The sequence below is a fragment of the Kitasatospora sp. NPDC096077 genome (assembly GCF_040303245.1).
GTDB lineage: Bacteria > Actinomycetota > Actinomycetes > Streptomycetales > Streptomycetaceae > Kitasatospora.
The window spans coordinates 73,336-88,412 of the sequence record NZ_JBEOSV010000022.1 but is presented as its reverse complement, the minus strand read 5'-3'; the positions used below and the strand labels follow the sequence as shown (position 1 = coordinate 88,412).

Here is a 15,077-nt window from a genome sequence, read left to right as displayed (position 1 = left end):
TAAGTAAGGCGTTCCGGATCCCCCGAGGAGCTCTCCGCACCATGTCCGCCGTCGTCACCCAGTCCGCCGCCACGCAGCCCGTCGACATCCCCCTGCTCGCCGCCCAGGCCGCCGTCTGGTACGCCCAGTCGCTCGACCCCGCCAGCCCGGTCTACAACACCGGCGACGCCGTGGAGATCACCGGACCGCTCGACGAGGACGCGTTCGAGGCGGCCCTGCGCGCGACGGTCGACGAGGCGGAGGCGCTCGGCGCGGTCGTCGTCACCGGCCCGGACGGCACCCCGCACCAGCGGCCGCACCCCACCAGCCACTGGCCGCTGCACCGCCTCGACCTGCGGACCGCCGCCGACCCGGAGGCCGAGGCCGAGGCCTGGATGCGCGCCGACCTCGCCCGCCCGGCCGACCTCGCCACCGGTCCGCTGTTCACCCACGCCCTCGTCCGGCTCGCCGACGACCGCCGCCTCTGGTACCGGCGGATCCACCATCTCGCCGTCGACGCCTACGCGTTGACCCTGATCGGCGAGCGCGTCGCGGCCCGCTACACGGCGCACGTCGCCGGGGCCGACCCCGGTCCCAGCCCCTTCGCCGGCCTGGCGGAGGCCGCCGCCGAGGAGGCCGCCTACCGTGCGGGCGACGACCACCGGGCGGACCGCGCCCACTGGATGGCCCACCTCGCGGGCGCCGAAGCCCCCGCCACCCTGCCCGGCCTCCCCGCCGCGACCGACCGCACTCCCGAAGGCGATCCCGGTCCTGACGCTGCCGCCGCCCCCGTCCCGCTGCGCCTCACCACCACCCTCCCGGCCGGCACCCGCGAGCGCCTGGAGCGCGCCGCCACCGCCGCCCGCGCCACCTGGGCCGAACTCCTCCTCGCCGCCACCGCCGGCTACCTGCACCGCCTGACCGGCACCGAGGACGTCCTGCTCGGCCTCCCGCTCGCCAACCGCCGCGGCCCCGCCGCCCTGCGCACCCCCGTCGCCGCCGCCAACGTCCTCCCGCTGCGGCTGGCCGTCCGCCCCGCCGACACCGCCGAGGAGCTGCTGCGCCAGGTGGTCCGCGCCCTGCGCGCCGCCCGCCGGCACCAGCGCTACCCCTTGGAGGAGCTGCGCCGCGACCTCGGCCTCACCGGCGAACGCCGCGCCCTGTTCGGCCCGATGGTCAACATCAAGGCCTTCGAGGGCGACCTCGACCTGGCCGGCCTGCCCGGCGTGGTCCGCAACCTCGCCGCCGGTCCCGTCGACGACCTCGCCGTGAACGTCTCGCCCAGCCCCGACGGCGCCCTGCGCGTCGTCCTCGACGCCGACCCGGCCCGCCACGGCGCCGCCTCGCTCGCCGCCCACCGGGACGGCCTGATCCGCTACCTCGACGCCCTCGCCGAGCAGTTGCTCACCGAACCGCAGGCGCCGATCGGCCGGATCGACCTGCTGGACGCCGACGCGCTGCGCCGGGCGACCGCGGGCCGCACCGAGCCCCCGGTCGAGCGCACCGTGCCCGAGCTGTTCGCCGCCCAGGCCGCCCGCACCCCGGACGCCGTCGCCGTCCGCTGCGGCCCGACGGTCCTCACCTTCAAGGAGCTCGACGCCGACGCCAACCGGCTCGCGCACCGCCTGGCCGCCCTCGGCGTCGGGGGCGGCTCGCCGGTCGCGCTCGCCCTGCCGCGCAGCGCGGACACCCTGGTCGCGATGCTCGCCGTGCTCAAGGCCGGCGGTGCCTGCGTCAGCCTCGACCTCGCCCACCCCCGGCAGCGGCTCGCCGCCGTGCTGGCCGACGCCCGCCCGGTCTGCGCGGTCGGCACCCCCGACGCGCTCTCCGCCCTCGACCTGCCGCCCGGCCTGCCCGTCGTGCACCCGCACCAGGCCGTGAACGAGCCGGACGCCCCGCTCGCCGCGCCCCGACTCCAGCACGGCGCCTACGTGTTGCACACCTCCGGTTCCACCGGCCGTCCCAAGGGCGTGGTGGTCACCCACGCCTCGCTCGCCAACCTCCACGCCGGCCTCGGCGAGGACCACATCGCCCCCGCCCTCCGCCGCACCGGCCGCGACCGCCTGCGCATCGCCCACAGCGCCTCCTTCGCCTTCGACGCCTCCTGGGACCCGGTGCTGTGGATGGTCCACGGCCACGAGCTCCACCTGCTGGACGACGCCACCTACCGCGACCCGGCCGCCCTCGCCGCCCACCTCGACCGTGAGCGCATCGACTACCTCGACCTCACCCCGTCCTACCTCGAAGTCCTGCTCACCGAAGGCCTGTTGGACGAGGGCCGGCACCGTCCGTCGGTCCTCGCCGTCGGCGGCGAGGCCACCCCGCCCGCCCTCTGGCAGCGCCTGGCCGCCGTCCCCGGCCTGCACCCGATCGACCTCTACGGCCCCACCGAGACCACCGTCGACGCCTACGCCTGGACCCCGGGCCCGGACGGCGCCCCGACCGGCCGGGTGGTGCGCGGCTCCCGCGCCTACGTCCTGGACGGCTCGCTGCGCCCCGCGCCCGACGGCGTCACCGGCGAACTGTACGTGGCCGGCGCCTGCCTGGCCCGGGGCTACCTCGGCCGCCCCGACCTCACCGCCGAACGCTTCCTCGCCGACCCCTTCGGCCCGCCCGGAAGCCGGATGTACCGCACCGGCGACCTCGCCCGGCGCCGCCCCGGGGGCACCCTGGAGTTCCTCGGCCGGGCCGACGACCAGGTGAAGATCCGCGGCTTCCGGGTCGAGCCCGGCGAGGTCGCCGCCGTCCTCGCCCAACTGCCGGGCGTGGCCCAGGCGGTGGTGATCGCCCGACCCGGACCGCAGGGCAAGCGACTGCTCGGCTACGTCGTCCCGGAGACCGGCCGCCGCCCGGACGGCGACACCGAGCCGGCGACCGGCCGCCGCCCGGACGGCGACACCGAGCCGGCGACCGGCCGCCGGTCGGACACCGCCGCTGAGTCGGGCAGCGCCGCTGAGTCGGGCAGCGCAACCGACCCGGAGGCGCTGCGCGCCGCGCTGGCCGAGCGGCTGCCCGCCCATCTGGTCCCGGACGCCGTCCTGCTGCTGGACGAACTCCCGCGCACCGCCCACGACAAGCTCGACCACCGCGCCCTGCCCGAGCCCGCCGCCGTCACCCCCGGCGCGGCCGCCGCCACCCCGCAGGAGGAGCTGATCTGCGGGCTGTTCGCCGAGGTCCTCGGCCTGCCCGCGGCACCCGGCAGGGAGGACTCCTTCTTCGACCTCGGCGGCCACTCCCTGCTCGCCGGCCGACTCGCCGCCCGACTGCGCGAGACCTTCGCCGCGCCCGTCGCCTTCGCCGACGTCTTCCGCGAGCCGACCCCGGCCGCCCTCGCCGCCCTGCTCCAGGGCGCCGCCGCCGGGCACGGCCCGCAAGCCGCCGCCCCCGGCCTCCGGGGCGCCGTCGCGGCCGAGTCCCGTCCAGCCCTGCGGCCCGTGCCGCGCGCCGAGCGGATGCCGCTCTCGCCCGCCCAGCGCGGCCTCTGGTTCCTGCACCGGCTCGAAGGCCCCAGCCCCACCTACAACATCCCGCTCGCGCTCACCCTCACCGGGCCGCTCGACCGCGCCGCGCTCACCCTCGCCCTCGGCGACCTCACCGCCCGGCACGAGGTCCTGCGCACGGTCTACGGCGAGGAGCCGGACGGTACGCCGTACCAGCGCATCCTGCCCGCCGCGCCGGTCGAACTCCACCAGGGCGACGGAGAATTGACCGAAGCCGTCCGACACGCCTTCGACCTGGCCGCCGAACCCCCGTTGCGCGCGACCCTGTTCGCCCATGCGCGGGAGCGGCACACCCTGCTCCTGCTGCTCCACCACATCGCCGGGGACGGCGCCTCCACCACCCCGCTGCTGCGCGACCTGGCCGCCGCCTACGCCGCCCGGCAGGCCGGTCGATCGCCCGAACTCGAACCACTGACAGTCCAGTTCGCCGACCATGCGGCCTGGCAGCGGCAGCTGCTCGGCACCGTCGAGACGCCCACCCCGCTCGCCGCACGGCAGACCGAGCACTGGCGCGCCGCCCTCGGCGGGCTGCCCGACCAGCTGGAGCTGCCCACCGACCGCCCCCGCCCGGCCGTCGCGGGCCACCAGGGCGCCACCGTGCCCTTCACGCTGGACGCCGAGGCCCACGCCGCCCTGGCAGCCCTCGCGCGGGGTGCGGGCGGCACCGTCTTCATGGCCGTCCAGGCCGCCCTGGCCGCCCTGCTCACCCGGCACGGCTGCGGCACCGACATCCCCGTCGGCACCCCGCTGGCCGGCCGGGACGAGCCCGAAACCGCCGCGCTGGTCGGCTACTTCGTCAACTCGGTGGTCCTGCGCACCGACACGTCCGGCGACCCGTCCTTCCGGGAGCTGCTCGGGCGCGTCCGCGGCACCGTCCTGGCCGCGCACGAGCACGCCGACCTGCCCTTCGACCGCCTGGTCGAGGAGCTCAACCCGGCCCGATCGCTGGCCCGCCACCCGCTGTTCCAGGTGATGCTCGCCTGGCAGAGCCGCGCCGACGAACCCCTCGCGCTGGGCGGCGGACTGACCGCCGAGATCGCCGCGATCCCCAGCGGCACCGCCAAGTTCGACCTCACCCTCAACGCGGGGGAGCGGCCCGGCGGCGGCATCGACGGCTTCCTGGAGTTCCGCACCGACCTCTTCGACGCCGCCACCGCGGCCGCCCTCACCGAGCGCCTCGCCCGCCTGCTCACCGCGGCCGCCGCCGACCCGGACGCGCCGATCGGCCTGCTGCCGCTGATCAGCGAGCAGGAGCGGCACCGCGCCCTGGTCGAGTGGAACGGCGCCGCCCCGCCCCCCGCCGCGCCGGACGCCACCCTGCCCGAGCTGTTCGAGGCCGCAGCCGCCGCCAACCCCCGCTCCGTCGCCGTCAGTTGCGGGGACGACCGGCTCACCTACGCCGAACTCTCCGGCCGCGCCGACCGGTTGGCCCGCCGCCTGACCGCCCGGGGCATCGGGCCCGGCACCCTGGTCGCCCTCGCCCTGCCCCGCTCCGTCGGCCTGGTCGTCGCCCTGCTCGCGGTGACCAAGTCCGGCGCCGGCTACCTCCCGCTCGACCCCGACTACCCGGCCGACCGGCTCGCCTACATGCTGGCCGACGCCGCCCCCGCCGCCCTGCTCACCGACCGGGCCACCGAACCCCGGCTGCCCGCCCACACGGTCCCCTGGTTCCTGCTGGAGGGCGAGGAGCCGGCCGACCTCCCGGCCGCCCCGCCGGCCGACCCTCCGGCCCGGCACCAGCGCACCCGGCCGCTGCACGCCGACGACACCGCCTACGTCATCTACACCTCCGGCTCCACCGGCCGGCCCAAGGGCGTCCCCGTCACCCACCGCAACGTGACCCGGCTGTTCAGCTCCACCGACCACTGGTTCGGCTTCGACGACCAGGACGTCTGGACCCTCTTCCACTCCTACGCCTTCGACTTCTCGGTCTGGGAGCTGTGGGGAGCGCTGCTGCACGGCGGCCGCCTGGTCGTCGTCCCGCACCTGGTCAGCCGCGACCCGGTCGCCTTCCTCGACCTGCTCGCCCGCGAGCGGGTCACCGTGCTCAACCAGACCCCGTCCGCCTTCTACCAGCTCAGCGCCGCCGACCGGGACCGCCCCGGCACCGAACTCGCCCTGCGCTACGTGGTGTTCGGCGGCGAGGCGCTCGAACTCGGCCGGCTCGACGACTGGTACGCCCGCCACCCCCAGGACGCGCCCACCCTGGTCAACATGTACGGCATCACCGAGACCACCGTGCACGTCTCGTACATCGCCCTCGACCGGGCGAGCGCCGCCGCGACCAGCAGCAGCACCATCGGCGTCAACATCCCCGACCTGCGGGTCTACGTGCTCGACCGGCACCTCCAGCCCGTGCCGCCCGGCGTCACCGGCGAGATGTACGTCGCCGGGGCCGGGCTGGCCCGCGGCTACCTCGGCCGCCCGGAGCTCACCGCGACCCGCTTCGTCGCCGACCCGTACGCCGGGCTGTTCGGCGAGCAGGGCACCCGGATGTACCGCTCCGGCGACCTCGCCCGGCGCCGCGCGGACGGCGTGCTGGAGTACTTCGGCCGCGCCGACCAGCAGGTCAAGCTGCGCGGCTTCCGGATCGAACTCGGCGAGATCGAGGCGGTGTTGGCCGCCCACCCGGCGGTCGCCGACGCCGCCGTAGTGGTCCGCGAGGACGTCCCCGGGGACAAGCGCCTGGTCGGCTACGCGGTCGCCGGCGATGTGGCGTCCGACGAGCTGCGCGCCCACGCCGCCGCCGGACTCCCCGCCCACATGGTGCCCTCCGCCGTCGTCCTGCTCGACCGGCTGCCGCTCACCGCCAACGGCAAGCTCGACCGCCGCGCGCTGCCCGCCCCCGAGGCCCCCGCCGCCGGTGCCGGCCGCCCGCCGCGCAGCCCGCGCGAGCAGCAGCTCTGCCAACTCTTCGCCGAAGTCCTCGGGTTGGAGACGGTCGGCGTCGAGGACGACTTCTTCGCGCTCGGCGGCCACTCCCTCCTGGTGGTCCGGCTGGCCGGCCGGGTCCGCGAGCTGCTCGGCCTGGAGGTCGGCATCGGCACGCTGTTCCAGGCGCCCAGCGTGGCCGCCCTCGACGCCGCCCTGTCCGAGGACGCTCCCGGCGCCGACGCCCTGGACGTCCTGCTCCCGCTGCGGCCCACCGCCCCCGGACGGCGCGCCCCGCTGTTCGCCGTCCACCCGGCCGGCGGCCTGAGCTGGTGCTACACCGGCCTGATCCGCCACCTCCCGGCCGACGTGCCGATCTACGGCCTCCAGGCCCAGGGCGTCGGTGCCGCCACCGCCGCCGAGCCGCTGCCCGCGACGATGGAGGAGCTGGCCGCGCACTACGCCGACCGGCTGCGCGAGGTCCAGCCCGAGGGCCCGTACCGGCTGCTCGGCTGGTCCACCGGCGGGATCATCGCCCACGCCGTCGCCGTCCGGCTCCAGGAGCTCGGCCAGCGGGTCGAGTTGCTCGCGATCCTGGACGCCTACCCGGCCGAGGGCTTCCGCGACCTGCCCGTCCCCGACCGGGCCGAGGCCCTGGAGGCGCTGCTCACCATGGGCGGCTTCGGCCCCGCCGACCTCGCCGACCAGCCGCTCGAACTCGACGCCGTCATCGAGCTGTTGGGCCGCGAGGGCAGCCCGCTGGCCGGCCTGGACCGGACCACCGTGACGGCGCTGAACGAGATCTACCTCAACACCAACCACCTGGTGCGCGGCTACGACCACCGCCGCTTCGACGGCGACGTGCTGTTCTTCCGCGCCACCGTCGACACCATCGACGACACCCTGGTGCCCGAGCTCTGGGCCCCGTACGTGTCCGGCCGGATCGACAACACCGACGTGGCCTGCTCGCACAAGGACATGACCCTGCCCGCCCCGATCGCGCACATCGCCGACGTGATGGCCGACCATCTGGAGACCGCTACCGATGAGTGACGCCCCCGCCAACCCCTTCGACGCAGAGGGCGAGTTCCTGGCCCTCGTCAACGACCAGGGCCAGCACTCCCTGTGGCCCGCCTTCGCCGCCGTCCCGGCCGGCTGGGCCGTCGCCCACGGCCCCAGCGGGCGCGCCGACGCCCTGGCCTGGATCACCGCCCACTGGACCGACCTGTGACCGCTCCCGCCGTCGGGTCCCCGGCGCGCCCCCTGCTCGCGGGGCGCGCCGGGCTGGTGGTCGTGTACACCGCCGCGATGTGCATGAGCGGCCTGGACTCGACCATCGTCAACCCCGCGCTGTACCGGATCGCCGAGGACTTCGGACGGCCCGTCTCGGCCGCCAACACCGTCGAGACGGCCTTCCTGGTCGGGCTCGCCCTCGGCCTGCCGGTGGCCGGCTGGCTCGGCGACCGCTACGGCGTGAAGCGGGTCTTCCTCGGCGCACTGGCCGCCTTCACCCTCGCCTCCGCGCTGTGCGCGGCCGCCTCCGGCCTCGGCGCGCTGGCCGCCGCCCGCGCCGTCCAGGGCGTGGCCGGCGGACTGCTCACCCCGGTCGGCATGACCCTGCTGTTCCGCGCCTTCGACCCGGACGAACGCCCGCGCCTGGGCCGGATCCTGATCGTGCCGACCGCCCTGATGCCCGCCCTCGGGCCGCCGCTCGGCGGCTTCCTCACCGAACACCTCTCCTGGCACTGGCTGTTCCTGGTCAACCTGCCGATCGGGGCCGCCGCCGTGGCGACCGGCCTGATCGCCCTGCGCAGCGAACCGGAACCCCCGGCCGGCCGGTTCGACACCCGCGGCTTCCTGCTCGCCACCCCGGGCCTCGGCCTGCTCACCTACGCGCTCGGCTTCGGCCCCGCCCACGGCTGGTCCGCGCCGACGGTCTGGCTGAGCGGGCTCCTCGGAGCGGTTCTGCTGGCACTCGCCGTACGGAGCCAACTCCGCACGGCCGAACCGCTGGTGGACCTGCGGCTGCTCGCCGACCGGAGCTTCGGCGCGGCGAGCTGGCTGGCCCTGCTCACCTCCGCCGGGCTGATGGGCGCGCTGTTCGTCCTCCCGCTGCTCTACCAGGCCGCCCGCGGCGCCTCGGCGCTGGACGCCGGACTGAGCGTCTTCCCGGAGGCGATCGGCCTGATGGCCGCCTCCCAGGTGGTCGACCGGCTGCTGCTCCGACTCGGTCCGCGCCGCCTCGCCCGGCCCGCCCTGCTGCTGGCCGCGTTGGTACTGGCCGCCCTCGGCTTCGCCGAGAACCCTTGGGCCGTCAGGGCGTTGATGTTCGCCGTCGGCCTGGTGCTGGGCACCGCCGTGCTCACCGTCCAGATCGCCGGCTTCGCCGACGTCGCGCCGCCCGCGATGGGCCGGGCGATGGGCCTGTTCACGATCCTCCGCACCCTCGGCGGCGCCCTCGGCATCGCCGCCACCGCCGCCCTGCTCGGAGCCCTCGCCGACGGCCCCGACCCCACCCCCTACCGCCTCGCCCTCACCCTCACCGCCCTCCTGGTGGCGGCCGGAGCCCTGCTGGCCCGCCGCCTCCCGGCCGAGGGCCCGCCGCCGCCCCCGGCCTGAGGATCAACCGGCCCGGCCGGGCGCGCCCCCCGCCGCCCGGCCGGACCACCACACCGACCCGAGCAGCAGCAGCCCGGGGGCGATCCCCGCGACGAGCGCGACCACGGCCGCCGGGGCCCCGCCGAACGCCAGCGCCAGCCCGAGTGCCCCACAGGCCGCCATCCCCGCACCGAGCTTGTGCAGCGAAGGGCGACGCCACGCGACCGCGAGGCCGAAGAAGTGCACCCCGACCACGAAGGCGATCCACCCCACCGTCGCCTCCGGGGTGTGCAGCACCCGGTTGATCACCGCGAGCCCGGCGACGATCCCGATCACCTCGGCCACCACCACCAGCCAGTACCGCCCGCCGAAGGCCGGGCCCGCCGATTGCTCCGCGACCGCTTCCGCGCCACGCCGCCCGAACAGCACCAGCCCGAGGAACGCGGCCACGCCGAGCACCCGCAGCGGTATCCCCACTCCCGTCGGCAACGCCCCCGCGTTCGCCTCGATGAACACGAGCCCGAACCCGGCCCCGATCAGCCGTCCCATGTGATTCCTGGTCATGCCGATCAGCATCCCATTCGAACGCGCATGCGTATCGGCGGCTCGCGCACCCGCACTGCATCTACGCTGGTCCGACAATTGGAGCACCGGAGGAGGATCGATGGTTCCCGAGCGCTTCCGACTCCTCGACGAGGCCCGCCGGAGCCTCCCGGACGGCTACAAGGTCGAGTTGTCCGGGGACCTCCTCGTCATGCAGGCGTCGCCGTCCTAGCGCCCTGTTCTCTGAGCCGAACCGCGACCGCTACCACACCAGAACCGAGCGGGAGTTCGGCGAGACGATCCGCATCCCCGTGCCGTTCGACTTCGAGCTGGACCTCGCGCGGCTCGTCCCGTACCGGGAATGACGGGCTTTCGTCCGTTGGCGGGAACTTGGCCGGGCGGTACTGCGCGGCGGTGTGGGGGTACTGCATTGGGCTGACACGTTGCAGACTGACCGTCAGAACCCAGGCCGACGTGGAGGCAACCTCATGACCGCTTCGCTCCCCGAGCTCACCGGTGACTACGTCATCGATCCCACCCACTCCCGGATCGGCTTCGTGGCCCGCCACGCCATGGTGACGAAGGTCCGGGGCGCGTTCCACCAGTTCGAGGGCACCGCTCACCTGGACGGCGCCGACCCGTCCAAGTCGACCGGCCAGGTGGTGCTCAAGACCGAGAGCATCGACACCGGGGTCGAGCAGCGGGACCAGCACCTGCGGACCAACGACTTCCTGGATGCCCCCAACTTCCCCGACATCACCTTTCGCACCACCGCGATCGAGGCGAAGTCCGACACCGAGTACCGGGTGATCGGCGACCTCACCATCAAGGACACCACCCGCCCGATCGACATCGACTTCGAGTACACCGGCAACGCCGTCGACCCGTACGGCAACCTGCGGGTGGGCCTGGAGGGCTCGGTGACGATCAGCCGCAAGGAGTTCGGGGTGACCTGGAATGCGGCGCTGGAGGGCGGCGGCGTGTTGGTCGGCGACAAGATCGTGCTGGAGTTCGACATCTCGGCGATCAAGCAGAAGTAGTCCGACCTCGCGGGCCCCGGTCGCCGTTGGCGGCCGGGGCCTCAGTCGTTCGGACAGAGGATCAGGTCGTCCAGGGCGTACCGGCGCGGCCGGTCGCCGAGTTCGGTGACGGCGGCGCGGATGCGGTGCAGGTGCTCGACGGTGAGTTGGAGCGGGGGCTCGTCGGGCTGGTGGGTGGTGCGGATCGGGTAGTCGACGCCCGGCTCGCGGGTCATCTCGATGTGGCAGCCGAGGACGTACGTGACGGGGTGCTCCTCGGCGAACGCGATCAGCCGCTCGATGCTGCGGCCGAAGGCGGGCCAGTCGTCGATGTAGAGCCGGCCGGGGTAGACGGTGTCGCCGGTGAGCAGGAAGCCGGTCCACGGGTCGTAGTACGTGACGGCGGCCGCGTGGTGGCCCGGGGTGGCGAGGCATTCCAGCGCCCGTCCGCCGCCGAGGTCCACTCGGGCGGTGCCCTCGGGATCCTGGTCGAAGCCGAAGTAGGACCAGGCGGTGGTCCGGTCGGCGCCGACCAGGACGGTGTCCGGCCGGTCGGCGAACTGCCCGTCGCCCGCGACGTGGTCGCCGTGCGGGTGGGTGTGCAGGACCAGCAACGGGTAGTGCTCGCGCGGGTTGCGGGCGAGCCACTTCGCGATCAGGTCGTCGACGGTGGCGCGCAGCGGGAAGTACTCCGCCTCCGCCGTCGCCCCGGTGTCGATCAGCACCGCCCGCTCCGCGCCGAACAGCAGGAACAGGAACGGCGCCTCGTAGTGCACCGCCTTGTTCTGCCGCAGGATGACGGTGTGCTCGTCGTACGAGTGGACCTGGATCTCCGGGTCCGTGTCGTGCTTCGCGGACGGCGAACCGTGGATCCACGGGACGTCCAGCGGGCGGGCGATCGGTGCGGCGGCGGTCATGACGACTCCCTGGGTGCGTCGTCTTGGCGGGCCGGGTACGGCGCACATCTCGTCCGGGGCGGGCGCCGTCGCGCTGCCGGTTGCGACGCTAGCATCCGTCCGTCGACGTCCGCGCGGTGGTTTCAGCCCGCGCGGGACATCGGCGGTGGCGTGGCGGACGAGGACGCGTTCATCGCTGACTCCCGAGGTCATCCGGCGTGGGCTCCGACGCTAGGCGCCCGACGGCTCGGAGGTGTGCGATTCGGTCGAAGCCGTCCCTACGGGCGACCCCAGCAGGTGGGCCAGTCCGTCGGCCAGGCCGCCGCGCCAGCAGGCGTAGTCGTGGCCGCCGTTGAACTCGCGGTATTCGAGCTCGTACCCCCGAGCGGTGAGGACGTCGCGCAGGTGGCGGTTCTGGGTGAGCAGCATCCATTCCTGGAGGCCGACTTCGACGTAGAACCGGGCGGCCCGGCCGGGTTCGGCGGCGAATCGGCGGGTCAGCCATTCGCTGCCCTCGTCGAATTCCGTCTCGTCCGGCCACCAGAAGGAGCCGGACTGGGAGAGCGCGTTGCCGAAGCGCTCCGGGCGCCGGTACGCGGCGAAGGCGGCGGTGAGGCCGCCCGCGCTCTGGCCGGCGATCACGGTGCGGGCCGGGTCGGTGGTCGCGCCGAACTCCCGTGCCGCCCACGGCAACAGCTCGTCGGCGAGCAGGTCGACGAAGCCCGGGTTGCAGCTGAGGTCCTCCGGCCGTCCCGGCCCCATGGTGTGCACCAGCAGCGCCACGGTCGGCGGGATCGCGCCGTCCGCCGTCAGGTTGTCCAGGGTGTCGCCGACGGACAGCACCTGGCCCCACATCTCGCCGTCCAGCAGCACCGCCACCGGGTACGGTCCCGGGCCGTGCCCGGCCGGGAGGTGGACGTCCACCCGCCGCCCGGCCACCGTGTGGGACACGGTCCGCCCGCGCGGCACGCCGTCGCGCCGCCGGGCGTACGGCTGGGCGGGCGCCTCCGGCAGGCTGAGCACCGAGGAGGGGTGGCGTCCGTCGCGGGCCGGGAGCCGGGGTTCGGTGTCGTGCGGGTCGGGGCGGGCGTGGTCGAGGACGTGCAGCCAGTCGGCCCGGCTGGTGCCCGGGGTGGGGCCCCGGAAGGGGTGCAGCTGGTAGGAGGCGCGGTGGTCGGCGCGCAGCCGGTGGGTGAGTTCCCAGCGGCCGTTGCGGCGCCGCATCAGGTGCGGGGTGAGGTCTCCGGCGTGCCGGTCCTTGTCGGTGACGGTGTGCAGTAGGGCGAGGACGCCGTCGCAGTCCTGTTCCTCGGAGACGAAGGTGACCAGCCGGTACGCGGGGTCGTCCGGGTCGGCCGCGATCAGCGGGAAGGCATTCACGTTGTTCAAGGTGTTCAACGTTCGTTACTCCTGGTTCAGTCGGTTCGGCGGGAGAGCAGCACCCAGAGCAGGAAGGGCCCGCCGAGCACGGTGGTGACGATGCCGACCGGGATCTCCACCCCGCCGATCAGCACCCGTCCGAGGGTGTCCGCGAGGACGACGAGCAGCGCTCCGGTGAGCGCGGAGCCGAGTACCGGCACCCGGGCCGGTCCGGCCAGCCGTGCGGCGAGCACGGGCGCGGCGAGCGCCACGAAGCCGACCGGCCCGCAGACGCCGACGGCGAGCCCGGCGAGGGCGACGGCCAGCAGCAGGCAGATCAGCCGGACCCGTCCGGGGTCGACGCCCAGTGAGGCGGCCACGCTGTCGTCGAAGCGCAGGACGGCCAGCCGTCGGGCCACCGCCAGGGCGATCGGCACCAGCACGGCGAGCCCGATCAGTACCGGTGTGGCGATGGCGTAGTCCCGCCCGTTGAGGCTGCCGGAGGTCCAGACGTACAGCGAGCCGGCCGAGTTGAGCGAGCGCCGGGCCAGGGCGACCTGGATGACGGCGGAGGCCAGTGCCGACATCGCGAGCCCGACCACCAGTACCCGGTAGCCGCGGGCGCCGAGTCCGCCGGAGACGAGGGTGACCACCAGGACGGCGGCCAGCGCGCCGAGCGGGCCGGCCCACCAGGCGCCGAAGGTGCCGGAGGCGGTGGCGGAGATCAGCACGGCGGCGGTCGCGCCGTCGTTGACGCCGAGGAGTTCGGGGGTGGCCAGCCGGTTGCGGGCGAGGGTCTGGGTGAGGCAGCCGGCCAGTCCGAGGGCGGCGCCGGCGGCGAGTCCGGCGACGATCCGGCCGAGCCGGAACTTCTGCACCAGCAGCACGTCGAGGCGCTCGCCCTGGCCGAACACCGCCCGGAAGGTGGTGCCGAGGCCGAGTTCGCTCTGCCCGGCGTGCGCGGAGACGACCACGGCGGCGAGCAGCGCGGCGGCCAGGCCGAGTCCGGCGAGCAGTGCCCGGCGGGGGAGCAGCAGCGACCAGGCGCCGTACCGGAGCACCGGGTCGGGTGCCGCCGGGCCAGGTTCGGAGCGCCGTACCGCTGGGGCTTCGGCGGCCGGGTCGCCGAGGGCGAGGGCGGCGGAGCGGCGGGAGCGGACGATGGCGATCAGCGCGGGGGCGCCGATCAGGGCGACGATGACCGACACCGGTGCTTCGAACGGCCGGGCCACCACCCGGGCGAGCACGTCGGCACCGGTCAGCACGGCGGCGCCGAACAGCCCGGCGAACAGGGTGAGTCGGCCGGTCCGGGGCCCGGCGAGGGCGCGGGCCAGGAATCCGGCGAGCAGTCCGAGGAAGGAGATCGGCCCGGCCAGTGCGACCGCCGAGGCGGTGAGCAGGGTGACGGCGACGGCGACCGCGGCGCGGGTGGCGCCGGGTCGGTGGCCGAGGCCGCGGGCGAGGTCGTCGCCGAGGGCGAGCGCGGTGAGCGGCCGGGTGGTGAGCAGGGCGAGCAGGAAGCCGACGCCGAGGACGGGGGCGAGCTGGCGCAGGGTGGTCCAGCCCTCCACCCCGGCCAGTGAGCCGAGCACCCAGACCCGGTAACGGTCGTACGCTTCGGGTGAGTTGACGATCAGCACGCCGGTGATCCCGCCGAAGGTGGCGCCGACGGCGGAGCCGCCGAGGACCAGTCGCATGGGGGAGCCGCCACCCCGGCTGCCGGCGATCAGCAGCACCAGGCTGCTGGCGAGGACGGCGCCGCCGAAGGCGAAGGCGAGGTAGCCGTAGGAGGTCTGCACGCCGAGGACGGAGACGCCGAGGACGACGCCGAGCGAGGCGCCCGCGTTGACGCCGAGCAGGCCGGTCTCGGCGAGCGGATTGCGGGTGACGGACTGCAGTTGGGCGCCGGCGACGCCGAGTGCGGCGCCGACCAGCAGGGCGGTGAGGGTGCGGGGGAGTCGCAACTCGCCGATGACCAGGGCGAGTCGGCCGTCGGTGCGGGCGCCGTCGTGGTCCAGCAGGTAGTCCAGCACCCGCCCGGGGCCGACCTCGCCGGCGCCGACCGACAGCGAGAGCGCGGCGAGCGCGAGCAGCACGAGGACCGCGCCGGTGGCGACCGGCCAGGTGCGGTGCCGCCAGGCCCGTGGGGGTGCCGGCGGCGGCGTGGCCGGGGCCTCGGCCTCGGGGACGGCGGGCGGTTCGTGGACGCCCGCTTGCGACGATGTCATAAGGTAAGGCTAACCTAATGAACGGGGCGTCCCTTTGGGCACCGCCGTCGCGCCCAGCCGCCCGGACGCCGCCCAACTCCCGTA

At 75.2% G+C, this 15,077-nt stretch carries 8 protein-coding genes and 1 riboswitch; of the genes, 4 read left to right on the top strand and 4 right to left on the bottom strand.

The features are described 5' to 3' along the window. Positions 1-41 precede the first annotated feature (41 nt). From ABTZ03_RS20500 to ABTZ03_RS20490, 3 genes are read left to right on the top strand one after another with little or no spacing between them, the layout of a single operon-like run. Positions 42-7,403, top strand: coding sequence for a non-ribosomal peptide synthetase (locus ABTZ03_RS20500; protein WP_350514439.1), 7,362 nt, complete (start codon positions 42-44; stop codon positions 7,401-7,403). Continuing rightward, positions 7,396-7,581, top strand: coding sequence for an MbtH family protein (locus tag ABTZ03_RS20495; RefSeq protein WP_350514438.1), 186 nt, complete (start codon positions 7,396-7,398; stop codon positions 7,579-7,581). Before ABTZ03_RS20500 ends, ABTZ03_RS20495 begins: the two co-directional genes overlap by 8 nt. Next, positions 7,578-8,969: a DHA2 family efflux MFS transporter permease subunit gene (locus ABTZ03_RS20490; protein ID WP_350514437.1), complete on the top strand. Its 1,392-nt coding sequence runs from the start codon at positions 7,578-7,580 to the stop codon at positions 8,967-8,969. The genes ABTZ03_RS20495 and ABTZ03_RS20490 overlap by 4 nt, the downstream gene beginning before the upstream one ends. 3 nt (positions 8,970-8,972) lie before the next feature. On the opposite strand, the gene ABTZ03_RS20485 is transcribed toward ABTZ03_RS20490, so the two are convergent. Further along, positions 8,973-9,512, bottom strand: a complete 540-nt coding sequence (locus ABTZ03_RS20485) for a hypothetical protein (RefSeq protein WP_350514436.1) — start codon at positions 9,510-9,512, stop codon at positions 8,973-8,975. Positions 9,513-9,979: 467 nt separating this feature from the next. On the opposite strand from ABTZ03_RS20485, the gene ABTZ03_RS20480 reads away from it, so the two are divergent. Next, entirely contained in the window at positions 9,980-10,531 is a 552-nt protein-coding gene (locus ABTZ03_RS20480) for a YceI family protein (protein ID WP_350514435.1), read from the top strand. Positions 10,532-10,572: 41 nt separating this feature from the next. On the opposite strand, the gene ABTZ03_RS20475 is transcribed toward ABTZ03_RS20480, so the two are convergent. From ABTZ03_RS20475 to fhuB, 3 genes are all read right to left on the bottom strand, one after another. Continuing rightward, complete coding sequence (locus tag ABTZ03_RS20475) at positions 10,573-11,427, bottom strand: MBL fold metallo-hydrolase (RefSeq protein WP_350514434.1); 855 nt, start codon at positions 11,425-11,427, stop codon at positions 10,573-10,575. A gap of 12 nt (positions 11,428-11,439) precedes the next feature. Further along, positions 11,440-11,499, bottom strand: a riboswitch (guanidine-III (ykkC-III) riboswitch). 138 nt (positions 11,500-11,637) lie between these two features. Continuing rightward, a complete protein-coding gene (gene fes, locus ABTZ03_RS20470; protein WP_350514433.1) occupies positions 11,638-12,795 on the bottom strand; it encodes an enterochelin esterase in 1,158 nt (385 codons plus the stop codon). 26 nt (positions 12,796-12,821) lie between these two features. Further along, entirely contained in the window at positions 12,822-14,993 is a 2,172-nt protein-coding gene (fhuB, locus tag ABTZ03_RS20465; RefSeq protein WP_350514432.1) for a Fe(3+)-hydroxamate ABC transporter permease FhuB, read from the bottom strand. Between the last annotated feature and the right edge of the window lie 84 nt (positions 14,994-15,077).

Bases quoted from the DNA above. Each gene is read 5' to 3' on its own strand.
- fhuB (WP_350514432.1), bottom strand. From the start codon at position 14,993: ATGACATCGTCGCAAGCGGGCGTCCACGAACCGCCCGCCGTCCCCGAG.
- ABTZ03_RS20500 (WP_350514439.1), top strand. From the start codon at position 42: ATGTCCGCCGTCGTCACCCAGTCCGCCGCCACGCAGCCCGTCGACATC.
- ABTZ03_RS20495 (WP_350514438.1), top strand. From the start codon at position 7,396: ATGAGTGACGCCCCCGCCAACCCCTTCGACGCAGAGGGCGAGTTCCTG.
- ABTZ03_RS20475 (WP_350514434.1), bottom strand. From the start codon at position 11,427: ATGACCGCCGCCGCACCGATCGCCCGCCCGCTGGACGTCCCGTGGATC.
- ABTZ03_RS20485 (WP_350514436.1), bottom strand. From the start codon at position 9,512: ATGACCAGGAATCACATGGGACGGCTGATCGGGGCCGGGTTCGGGCTC.
- ABTZ03_RS20480 (WP_350514435.1), top strand. From the start codon at position 9,980: ATGACCGCTTCGCTCCCCGAGCTCACCGGTGACTACGTCATCGATCCC.